Origin of the sequence: Agrobacterium larrymoorei (assembly GCF_030819275.1) — a bacterium.
GTDB classification, from domain to species: Bacteria; Pseudomonadota; Alphaproteobacteria; order Rhizobiales; family Rhizobiaceae; genus Agrobacterium; species Agrobacterium larrymoorei_B.
Map to the genome: position 1 here is coordinate 1,537,187 of NZ_JAUTBL010000001.1, position 10,314 is coordinate 1,547,500.

General features: G+C 56.0%; 10 protein-coding genes (1 of these 10 running past the window's edge). 6 read left to right on the top strand and 4 right to left on the bottom strand.

Translation table 11 applies throughout. The features are described from left to right. Positions 1 to 10: 10 nt before the first annotated feature. Together QE408_RS07025 and QE408_RS07030 are read right to left on the bottom strand one after the other, a co-directional pair. Entirely contained in the window at positions 11 to 430 is a 420-nt protein-coding gene (locus tag QE408_RS07025) for a hypothetical protein (protein ID WP_306929671.1), read from the bottom strand. 9 nt (positions 431 to 439) lie between these two features. Next, on the bottom strand, positions 440 to 781 hold the full coding sequence (locus tag QE408_RS07030; protein ID WP_306929673.1) for a DUF883 family protein: 342 nt from the start codon (positions 779 to 781) through the stop codon (positions 440 to 442). 198 nt (positions 782 to 979) lie between these two features. Between QE408_RS07030 and nspC the strand changes: the two genes are divergently transcribed. Both nspC and QE408_RS07040 read left to right on the top strand, forming a co-directional pair. After that, on the top strand, positions 980 to 2,077 hold the full coding sequence (gene nspC, locus QE408_RS07035; RefSeq protein ID WP_306929675.1) for a carboxynorspermidine decarboxylase: 1,098 nt from the start codon (positions 980 to 982) through the stop codon (positions 2,075 to 2,077). A 77-nt stretch (positions 2,078 to 2,154) separates the two neighbouring features. Then, positions 2,155 to 3,393 (top strand): saccharopine dehydrogenase family protein, encoded by a 1,239-nt coding sequence (locus tag QE408_RS07040; protein WP_306929676.1) that lies wholly within the window; start codon positions 2,155 to 2,157, stop codon positions 3,391 to 3,393. 140 nt (positions 3,394 to 3,533) lie between these two features. Here QE408_RS07040 and QE408_RS07045 read toward each other — a convergent pair whose 3' ends face one another. Continuing rightward, a complete protein-coding gene (locus tag QE408_RS07045; RefSeq protein WP_306929677.1) occupies positions 3,534 to 3,773 on the bottom strand; it encodes a DUF2934 domain-containing protein in 240 nt (79 codons plus the stop codon). A gap of 749 nt (positions 3,774 to 4,522) precedes the next feature. On the opposite strand from QE408_RS07045, the gene cysP reads away from it, so the two are divergent. From cysP to QE408_RS07065, 4 genes are all read left to right on the top strand, one after another. Beyond that, positions 4,523 to 5,509: a thiosulfate ABC transporter substrate-binding protein CysP gene (gene cysP / locus QE408_RS07050; RefSeq protein ID WP_306929678.1), complete on the top strand. Its 987-nt coding sequence runs from the start codon at positions 4,523 to 4,525 to the stop codon at positions 5,507 to 5,509. A gap of 119 nt (positions 5,510 to 5,628) precedes the next feature. Then, on the top strand, positions 5,629 to 6,450 hold the full coding sequence (gene cysT / locus QE408_RS07055) for a sulfate ABC transporter permease subunit CysT (RefSeq protein ID WP_306929680.1): 822 nt from the start codon (positions 5,629 to 5,631) through the stop codon (positions 6,448 to 6,450). Positions 6,451 to 6,453: 3 nt separating this feature from the next. Next, the gene (gene cysW / locus QE408_RS07060; protein ID WP_306929681.1) at positions 6,454 to 7,347 is read left to right on the top strand and encodes a sulfate ABC transporter permease subunit CysW; all 894 of its coding nucleotides are present in this window, start codon (positions 6,454 to 6,456) and stop codon (positions 7,345 to 7,347) included. After that, the gene (locus QE408_RS07065; RefSeq protein WP_306929684.1) at positions 7,344 to 8,378 is read left to right on the top strand and encodes a sulfate/molybdate ABC transporter ATP-binding protein; all 1,035 of its coding nucleotides are present in this window, start codon (positions 7,344 to 7,346) and stop codon (positions 8,376 to 8,378) included. Before cysW ends, QE408_RS07065 begins: the two co-directional genes overlap by 4 nt. Positions 8,379 to 8,521: 143 nt before the next feature. On the opposite strand, the gene QE408_RS07070 is transcribed toward QE408_RS07065, so the two are convergent. Further along, positions 8,522 to 10,314, bottom strand: partial view of a M23 family metallopeptidase gene (locus QE408_RS07070; RefSeq protein WP_306929686.1) — the 3' portion only. 148 nt of this gene lie beyond the right edge of the window; the window shows 1,793 of its 1,941 coding nt (coding positions 149-1,941); the start codon falls outside the window, past its right edge; the stop codon is at positions 8,522 to 8,524.

Below are 10,314 nucleotides of genomic sequence, written 5' to 3' on the forward strand. Positions count from 1 at the left end.
CGTAATGATTTTACTTCTTACGAATTGTCGTGCGTGTGGTGATGAAACCAAGCGCCATGGCAATCAGCAGTGTTGTAAACGGGCGTTTTCCGAGAGCGCCGGCTGCCATCGCCTCAACCGCCAACGGCGCCGTTGCAAGCGGCGACACCACCGGCGCACGGCGATAAGCCGTCGGGCGACGAAGGAGCGCTAGCCAAACCAGCATGATCACACCCAGCAGAAAAGCGACGCCAGCAATGACCAAAGCGGCCGGGCCAGCACCAATTTCCTTAGCGAGATAGATAGATCCCCCGATACCGCCAGCGATGACGGCAATCAGGAAGAAAAAGCCAGCAAGCACTCTCAGCACGATACCGGTTTTTATCCGGCGCGTGACGAAAGTGCCTTCCCGCTGTGTGTCGCCCAGATAGAGCAAAAATGCTTGAAGCATGTTTGCGCCTTATCGACGCGTAACAAGGGCAAGAAGGAAACCGGTTGCGACCGCGATGCTGAGAGACTGAAGCGGGTTGCGCTGAACCTGGTAGACCAGGTTGTCGTTCAGTGTCTGAATTTCGTCGCGAACCGCGTGAACGGTCTGCTCAGACTTCGCCATAGCGTCATCAGCAACGCGAGATGCCTGTGCCTTGACCTCGTGGGAAACGCCAACGCCAAGTGCCTTGACGCTCTTTGCAAGGTTGGAAAGGTCGTCACGCAGCTGCGACAGCTGTGCCGACACATCCTCGGCCTCAGCGCTATTGAGGGTTTCGCGTACCTTGTCTTCCACGTTGCGAACGCTTGCCATGTTCAATCCTTCTCTAAGGTGTCAAAATGCGCCTGATCTCAAAACGTAGGGCTTAGAGTTTTGTTCCCGCAATTTGCGAAAACTCGTCAGAGAATCTTTTCAATTGTTTTCGACAGGTTTGTTTTCCTGTCACAAGCATCATATAAGGCCCGGAAAATGATCGTATGATCTCTATCAATGGGACGATGTAACTGGCCGATGCTGCAAACACCTTACTACCTGATCGACAAGACCAAGCTTCTCCGCAACATGGAGAAGATTGCCTATGTGCGCGAAAAATCGGGCGCCAAGGCTCTTCTCGCGCTCAAGTGCTTTGCCACATGGTCGGTCTTCGATTTTATGGCTGAGTTTATGGACGGCACGACGTCGTCCTCGCTCTACGAGGTGCGACTGGGACACGAAAAGTTCGGCGGCGAAACGCACGCCTATTCCGTCGCCTATGCCGATTACGAGATCGATGAGGTCGTATCCCATGCCGACAAGATCATCTTCAACTCCGTAGGTCAGCTTGAACGCTTCGCCGACAAGGCGTCCGGCATCGTTCGTGGCCTTCGCCTCAATCCGCAGGTGAGTTCTTCCACTTTCGATCTCGCAGACCCAGCTCGCCCTTTCAGCCGTCTCGGCGAATGGGATGTGGCGAAGGTTGAAAAGGTCATGGACCGCATTTCCGGTTTCATGATCCATAACAACTGCGAAAACAATGATTTCGGCCTCTTCGACAAGATGCTTGGCCAGATCGAGAAAAAGTTCGGCTCGCTTTTGTCTAAGGCCGAGTGGGTCAGCCTCGGCGGCGGCATTCATTTTACTGGCGAGAACTACCCACTCGACCAGTTCTGCGACCGCCTCAAGCAGTTTTCTGAAAAATATGGCGTGCAGGTCTATCTTGAGCCCGGCGAAGCATCGATCACCAAGAGCACGACGCTGGAAGTCTCTGTTCTCGACACGCTGTTCAATGGCAAGAACCTCGCCATTGTCGATAGCTCCATCGAAGCCCATATGCTGGATCTCTTGATCTATCGCGAGAACGCCAAAGTCTCTCCCAACGAAGGCAATCATTCCTATATGGTATGCGGCAAGTCCTGCCTCGCGGGCGATGTTTTCGGCGAGTTCAAGTTCGCAAACGAGTTGAAGGTCGGCGATCGCGTCTCTTTCCAGGATGCAGCGGGCTATACGATGGTCAAGAAGAACTGGTTCAACGGTGTGAAGATGCCGGCGATCGCCATCAAGGAACTGGACGGCAGCATTCGAACCGTCCGTGAATTCGACTTTGTCGACTATCAGCAAAGTCTGTCGTAACAGCGCGCTTTGAAAGGCGCATGTAGCACTCATTCTCAACAAGCCATCCCTGCGGGGAAAAGGAGGCATCACCTGAAATGAAGAAGAACGTTCTCATCATCGGCGCCGGTGGCGTAGCACAGGTCGTGGCGCATAAGTGCGCCCAGAATAGCGATGTATTGGGAGACATTCATATTGCGTCACGCACTGTCGATAAGTGCCGCAAGATTGTCGAATCCGTACGTGAAAAGAAGAGCCTCAAGACAGAGGTGAAACTGGAAGCCCATGCGCTGGACGCCATGGATATCGAGGCCACGAAGGCCTTGATAGAGAAGACGGGCGTCCAGATCGTCATCAACGTCGGTTCGGCCTTCGTCAACATGTCCGTTCTTCAGGCCTGCATGGACACAGGTGTTGCCTATATGGATACCGCGATCCACGAGGATCCGACAAAGATTTGCGAGACGCCACCGTGGTACGGAAACTACGAATGGAAGCGTGCCGCCGAATGCAAGGACAAGGGCGTCACCGCCATTCTCGGCGTCGGCTTCGATCCCGGTGTGGTCAATGCCTATGCGCGTCTGGCCAAGAATGAGTATTTCGACAAAGTGACTTCGGTCGATATCGTCGATATCAATGCCGGTAGCCATGGCCGCTGGTTCTCGACCAACTTCGACCCGGAAATCAACTTCCGTGAATTCACCGGCGTGGTCTATTCCTGGCAGAACGGCCAGTGGCAGACGAACCAGATGTTCGAAGTCGGACAGGAATTCGACCTGCCGGTCGTCGGCAAGCAGAAGGCCTATATGACGGGCCATGATGAAGTGCATTCGCTCTCCAAGAATATGGATGGCGCGGATGTTCGTTTCTGGATGGGCTTTGGCGACCATTACATCAACGTCTTCACCGTTCTGAAGAACCTTGGCCTCCTGTCCGAAAAGCCGGTCAAGACGGCTGAAGGTCTGGAAGTGGTTCCGCTCAAGGTGGTCAAGGCCGTGCTGCCCGATCCGTCTTCGCTGGCGCCCGACTATGTCGGCAAGACCTGCATTGGCGATATCGTCAAGGGTACGAAGGACGGCAAGGAGCGCGAAGTCTTCATCTACAACGTGGCTGACCACAAGGAAGCCTACGAAGAAGTCGGCTCGCAGGGCATCTCCTACACGGCTGGCGTTCCGCCGGTCGCAGCAGCGATGCTGATTGCCACGGGTGAATGGGACGTGAAGCAGATGGCGAATGTCGAAGAACTTCCGCCGCAGCCGTTCCTCAACCTCTTGAACAAGATCGGCTTGCCGAGCCGGATCAAGGACGAAAACGGCGATCGCGCTTTGACGTTCTAAAGCGTCACCCGCCCGCAAAACGCTGCTCAGTCTTGCGCAGCGTGCGTCTTGTCAGTCGATACGATAAAGCCCCGCTCTGCTTGAACGGGGCTTTTTTATGCAGGCTGGAGTATCTGAAGGGCTGACTTGTTCTGAGGCCTTTATTGGGTCGCAGACTTCTTGGCGCGTGGCTTGGGTTTTGTTGTCTCGGGAGGGACGGGGGCTGCTTTGACTTCGCCCTTTTTGCGGTGCGCGGGCTTGGTCGCCTTCGTGCTCTGCAGCAGAGTGAATTCCTTTTTCGCCTGCTCCCAGTGCTCGGCATCACGACCGTGCGGGCGGCCTTCGCTCTCCCAAAGCGTATAAGCCCGCTTGCTGATCCACTCTTGTTCTGAAACCTGCATGTCTATCTCCTGGCGTAACACTTAACCCGTTACGGGCTGTCTGCATGGTCCAGCGGCAACGCTGGACAGGAATGAGTCGCGGTCTTCTATGGCTCCAGAGCGACATGCGTCCTTTTGAATGTACTAAGGACGCCTCTCACTCTCTAAATCTACGCATCGTGCTTTTCCGAAAATCGATTCCGATTTTCGCGCCGATGTTGTAGTAGATGCCACGATTCGGCAGTCGGTCAAGTCAATTTGCTGCGTCGCAATAGGCAGCATTTTTTGTTTCTCTAAGATACTCAATACGCTTCGCGGTGCCCTGTCTTCCCTCCCTTCGATAAATGGTGTGTGATCGAGTAGCGGCATCCGAACTCTGCTAAAACAGGTTTGGAAGTGCGACATGCGAAATAATTTTGGCGACGCAATAAGAGGGGCTCGGAGGCCGGCATAAACCGCGTATTTGGAGCCGGAGCGTCAATAGATCGGTTCTCTATGAAGTCATGGGACGTCACCTCATGCGGTCGTATCCAAAACGTTACTCGCCCGTACTGCAAGCCACATCTAATATCGACGCGGTTGCTCTGCGAGCTTCAGGGTTCAGCTTTTGCCAGCGCATGGGTTTAGAGGCCTGCCGGAAAATTACTGCGAAAAGAGCGGTCAGGGGAGATGAACATTCTCAAGATGGATGGGCTTGAGGTTCACCGTTCCTCGCGGAGGCTATATTCCTTCTCTATTCTCCGCCTCCAATGGTATCCATGGGGGCTTACATGAAACGGATTGCGCTTATTGGCGCCGCACTTGCTGCTTTGATTTCCACCACCGTCTCCGCAGAGGAGCCGAAGACGCTACTCAACGCATCCTACGATGTCGCGCGTGAGCTCTTTGCGGCTGAAAACGCAGCCTTTGTTAAAACCCATCCGGGCGTGACGATTGACCAATCGCATGCAGGCACCTCCAAGCAAGCCCGCGCCATCGTTGAAGGTCTGGCCGCAGATGTCGTCACCTTCAATCAGGTCACGGATATCGATTTCCTTGTAAAGCAGGGTTTTGTGTCCGCCGACTGGCAGAAGGATTTCCCCAACGACGCATCACCCTTTTACTCCTTCCCGTCCTTTCTCGTGCGCAAGGGCAATCCCAAGAATATTAAAGATTGGGATGATCTCGTTCGTGATGACGTGAAGATCGTCTTCCCGAACCCGAAGACGTCCGGCAATGCGCGCTATACCTATTTGGCCGCTGTCGCTTTCGCCAATGAGAAATTCAATGGCGAGCAGGCCAAGGTCGATGAATTCATCAGGAAGATCTTCGCCAACGTCCCTGTCTTCGATACCGGAGGCCGCGCCGCCACGACCACCTTCGTCGAGCGTGAGATCGGCGACGTTTTGATCACCTTTGAGGCCGAGACCCGCGGCATTGCCAAGCAGTATGGCACGGACAAGTTCGAAGGCGTCGTCCCGTCGGTGAGCCTGCTGTCGGAATTCCCGGTCACGATCGTCGACAAGGTCGCGGACAAGCGTGGCTCCCGCGAATTGGCAAAGTCTTACCTCGACTTCCTCTATACCGAGGAAGGCCAGCGCATCGCCGCCGAGTTCGGCCATCGCGTTCACAATGAAAAGGTGGCGGCCGAGTTCAAGGACCAGTTCCCAAGCATTCGCCTTGTCAACGTCAACGATGTTTTCGGCGGCTGGGACAAGATCCAGAAAGAACATTTCGCCTCTGGCGGAAAACTGGATGCGCTTTACGGCAATCGCTAATCGTTCTATGGCACGAATAGACATCGACCCGGCGGGTTTCCCGCCGGGTCGATTTTTGATCTTGTGTCTCTCCATTTGTGCCGAGAAACAGGACCTTCGCTGATGCAAAGGGGGAAGATTTGAAACGCAATGTCCTTCCGGGCCTCAAATTGTCTCTCGGCGTCACGCTGCTTTACGTCGGCATCATCGTCGTCCTTCCCCTGGCAGCACTCGTCTTCAAGGCGGCTAGTCTTGGACCGGCGGAATATTGGAACATCATATCGTCTCCGCGAGCCGTCGCGAGCTACCGCGTCACGGTTCTTTGCGCGCTGGCGGCCACGCTCTTCAACGTCATTTTTGGCCTCGCCCTTGCTTGGGTGCTGACGCGCTACCGCTTTCCTGGCTGGCGGGTGGTCGATGCGATCGTAGATTTGCCATTCGCGTTACCGACGGCGGTGGCGGGAATAGCGCTGACGGCGCTCTTTGCCGGAAACGGCTGGTTCGGTTTCGTTCTGGCTGAAGTCGGAATAAAGGTTGCTTACACGCCGCTCGGCATCATCGTGGCGATGGCCTTCACCAGTCTACCCTTCATCGTTCGTACCGTGCAGCCCGTACTTGAAGATCTCGACCCTGCATTGGAAGAAGCCGCCCAGTCGCTCGGTGGATCGGATCTCGAGATTTTCCGCAAGGTCATCCTGCCGCTTTTGACGCCGGCACTTCTTGCCGGCCTGTCGCTCTCCTTTGCTCGCAGCCTCGGCGAATTCGGCGCCATCATCTTCATTGCCGGCAATCAACCCTTTTCGACCGAAATTACATCCTTGCTGATCTTCATCCGGCTGGAGGAATATGATTATCAGGCGGCTGCAGCGATCGCATCCGTCCTGCTGATCACGGCTTTCCTGATGCTGGCGCTCACCAATTATCTACAGTCGCGTGCTTTGCGCTATACGGTGAGGAGCTAGAGGATGAGCGCTGTTTCCTCCCGTCGCAAGCCGCCGCGGGTCGGCGATACTCCTTGGGTGCGTCGCAGCCTGATCGCCTTCGTCCTGATTATCGGGGCATTCCTGGTGGTGGCGCCTCTGCTGGTCATTGCTGTTGAGGCTTTTTCCCAGGGCCTGAAGACCTATGCTGCGACTATCAATCATCCCGATACACGTCACGCGATCATGCTGACGGTGATCACGGCGCTGATTGCGGTGCCAATCAACACGTTGTTCGGTGTCGCAGCCGCCTGGGCGATCACCAAGTTCGACTTCTGGGGCAAGCGTTTCCTGCTGGTGATCGTGGAAATTCCCTTCTCTATATCGCCCATCGTTGCCGGCGTGGCCTATCTCTTCGTCTATGGCTTACAGGGTCTTTTCGGGCCCTTGCTCGATGCCTACGAGATCAAGATACTCTTTGCTCTGCCCGGCATCGTCATCGCCTCGATGTTCGTCACTGCTCCATTCGTTGCCCGTGAGTTGATCCCGCTGATGCAGGCGCAGGGACGCGACTTGGAAGAGGCGGCAACCTCTCTTGGCGCATCTGGCTGGCGCACCTTCATCTCTGTGACGCTGCCCAACATCAAATGGGCGCTGCTCTATGGCGTCGTGCTGTGCAACGCCCGCGTGATGGGCGAATTCGGCGCTGTTTCCATCGTGTCAGGCAATATTCGCGGGCAGACAAATACGCTGCCGCTGCATATCGAGCTTCTATATCACGATTATCAGGCTGCGGGCGCCTTTGCCTCCGCCTCCATTCTAGCGGCGCTTGCCGTTGTTACGATCATCGCCAAAGTCGCATTGGAGCGGCGCGGGGCAGGTCGCGGCCGTAAAAAGCTGAGCGCCGCAAACGCCACCGCCACGGAGACGAGTTCATGAAAATCCGCCTGCAGAATGTCGTCAAAACTTTCGACACGTTTCGTGCCGTGCGCGATGTCTCGCTCGATATTGAAAGCGGAGAATTGCTGGCGCTTCTCGGCCCTTCCGGCTCCGGTAAGACGACGATTCTCCGTATGGTGGCCGGGCTCGAATATACCGATGGCGGCCACATCTATTTTGGCGACACGGATGCGACCAACATTCCCGTCCGCGATCGTGGCGTCGGCTTCGTCTTCCAGCATTATGCACTCTTCCCGCATATGACGCTGAACGAGAATATCGCCTTTGGGATGAAAGTGTCACGCGTCAAGCGGAGCCGCGCCGAAATCGACGCCCGGGTTCAGGAGTTGCTGCGGCTGGTGAAGCTTGAGGGGTTGGGCGACAGGTTCCCTGCGCAGATTTCCGGTGGGCAAAGGCAACGCGTCGCCTTGGCACGCGCGCTTTCCGTCGATCCGAAGGTTCTGTTGCTCGATGAGCCATTCGGGGCACTGGACGCAAATGTGCGTCGCGATCTGCGTCGATGGCTTCGCGAAATCCACGACAAGTTGGGCATTACCACGATTTTTGTCACACACGATCAGGAAGAGGCGCTCGATCTTGCGGATCGCGTCGTCATCCTCAATCAGGGTGAAATCATTCAGCAGGGCACGCCGAAAGAGGTCTGCCGCCAGCCGAACAGTGCCTTCGTCATGACTTTTCTGGGAGATACCAACAAGGTTTCCGGTGTTGCGAAGAACGGCAAGGTCTATGTCGGAAACACTGAGGTTCAGTTTGCCTATGGTCAGGCGGATGGCCCGGTCGAGATCTATGCCCGACCCGCGGATCTGGAATGGGAGGATCTGCATGATGGGATTGCCGCGCAAGTCACCCGTGTTCTGGATAGGGCAGGGGAGCGGCGTGTGATCGCCACGACGAAAGAAGGCGATCTCCTCGAGTTCGATGTACCACCGGAATCGTCGGTGGAAGCCGGAGATCACGGCCATGTCGTCATTCGCCGCGCCAAGATTTTTCCCGCAGCCAAGCGCGCTTAATGTCGCTCCGCTTAGGTGTGACGGCATCTAGCAAAAATTTGACTAAAGCATGTTGCGCAAAAGTGTGCAGCGGTTTTGCGACAACGATATGCGATAACTAAGACCTAAAGCGTATGAGCGAATCTGAAAGATCGCGACACGCTTTATCGGCTGGCGACCTGCTCGCCCTTGCCGTCTATATTCAGCAGGGTGTCGATACGCCGCCGCTCATCCGAGAAGCGTGCGAGTGCTTGGCCGGACAAGGATTTGCCGCCGGGCAGGCGAACCTTCATCGCATCCACTTTGGTGCCGTTGACGATCAACTCGTAATGCAGGTGCGCGCCCGTTGAAAGACCGGTAGAGCCGACATAGCCGATCACCTGGCCCTGCGTCACGCGCGCGCCTTCCACGACACCTTTGGCAATAGCGCTCTGGTGGTTGTAGGAGGAAACGTAGCCATTGGCATGGCGGATCAAAGTCTGGTTTCCGTAACCGGATGCCCATCCAGCCTTTTCGACGATTCCGTTACCCGTGGCAATGATCGGCGTACCGCGTGGCGCTGCCCAGTCCGTACCTGTATGCATACGGCTGAAGCGCAGAACCGGGTGACGGCGCATGCCAAAACCGGATGTCATGCGACCGTTCGGAACAGGATTGCGCAGCAGGAACTGGCGGATACTTTTGCCCTCGCCATCGAAGTAATCGATGCTGCCATCTTCCGGATTCTGGAAACGGTAGAAACGCGTCTGGTTGTCGCCGAACTTGGCGTTGACGTACAGCAATTCGGATTGTTCGGTTGCCTTGCCATCCGGTCCTTCGACAGAGAAGAAGGCCTCAAGAGAATCCGACGGTTTCAGCTGTGCCTGGAAATCGACGCTGCTCGCCAAAAGCTTGATGAGCTGCGATATCATGTTCTGGTTCATACCATAGGCAAGAGCGGCACGATAAACGCCATCATAAACCCGCGGCAAATCGCGATTGGCTGTCATCGGCGCGTTACCGCCGTCGAAGGCGGTCGCTACTGCATCGAGTTGCGGCGGTTCGCTTGCAGCGACAAATGTCTTCTTGTCGTTTGCAGCCACCGTCACGACGTGACGGTTCTTTCTATACAGGCTGGCGCGAACGATATCGCTCTTCTCATCGTCCTGCAAAATGCCGATGCGCAGAACGTCACCCGCCTGGACATCCGGCGTTCCGTTAACGGATGCCAAGGCCGCGGCGGTCTGTTTGGCTTGTTCCTTGGAATAGCCTGCGCCGAAAAGGGCGGCCTCCATCGTCTGATTTTGCCGCACGGGAATGACGTCGTCGGCATATTCGGGCAGCTTTATCGTCGGCGCCTGCGGCGTCGACACGGACATGTTCTGTTCAACGACGCGGGCCGAAAGCCCTGCGGTAATATCCACATCCTCATCCGCTTCGAAACGGCGGGGGTCGATATAGTAGAGAGCAGCAAGCTGTTCGTTGCCGTCCGTCAGGATAGAACCGTTGGAACGGACCGCTTCTTCCACCTCATCGAAGCTCATCGCGCCGGCATAGGCGAAGGGGCTGTGCTTGGTCGGGAAAGGAACTGATTTCAGGCTGACTTCCGATTCCACTTCGGACCCGTAGATCGTCCCGGTTTTGCTCGCCCCGGCGGCTTCAGGCTCATCGTCGGTGGCAAAGATGTTGAGCGGATCGAAAGCGGGATAGTCATCCTGCGTACTATAATTGGCCGCGAGCGAGATCTTCACATGGGCGAAGGGGACCTTGCGAACCACTTCCTTGTCACCGTCGTGAATGACGGTGGAGACTTCCATAACGGAGCGGTCGGAGGGACGCGCTGCGATATTGGGTGCCACCAAACGGGTGCCACGGCGAACGGTCTCGGAAAGCGAGTGCTCCATATCTCCGCGCGCAAAAGCTTCTGCCGGAATGGCAAGCTGTTGACGTCCGTCCAGCGCTGCAAAAAGAGCCACGC

Bases quoted from the DNA above. Each gene is read 5' to 3' on its own strand.
- QE408_RS07025 (WP_306929671.1), bottom strand. From the start codon at position 430: ATGCTTCAAGCATTTTTGCTCTATCTGGGCGACACACAGCGGGAAGGC.
- QE408_RS07030 (WP_306929673.1), bottom strand. From the start codon at position 781: ATGGCAAGCGTTCGCAACGTGGAAGACAAGGTACGCGAAACCCTCAAT.
- nspC (WP_306929675.1), top strand. From the start codon at position 980: ATGCTGCAAACACCTTACTACCTGATCGACAAGACCAAGCTTCTCCGC.
- QE408_RS07065 (WP_306929684.1), top strand. From the start codon at position 7,344: ATGAAAATCCGCCTGCAGAATGTCGTCAAAACTTTCGACACGTTTCGT.
- cysW (WP_306929681.1), top strand. From the start codon at position 6,454: ATGAGCGCTGTTTCCTCCCGTCGCAAGCCGCCGCGGGTCGGCGATACT.
- cysP (WP_306929678.1), top strand. From the start codon at position 4,523: ATGAAACGGATTGCGCTTATTGGCGCCGCACTTGCTGCTTTGATTTCC.
- QE408_RS07040 (WP_306929676.1), top strand. From the start codon at position 2,155: ATGAAGAAGAACGTTCTCATCATCGGCGCCGGTGGCGTAGCACAGGTC.
- QE408_RS07045 (WP_306929677.1), bottom strand. From the start codon at position 3,773: ATGCAGGTTTCAGAACAAGAGTGGATCAGCAAGCGGGCTTATACGCTT.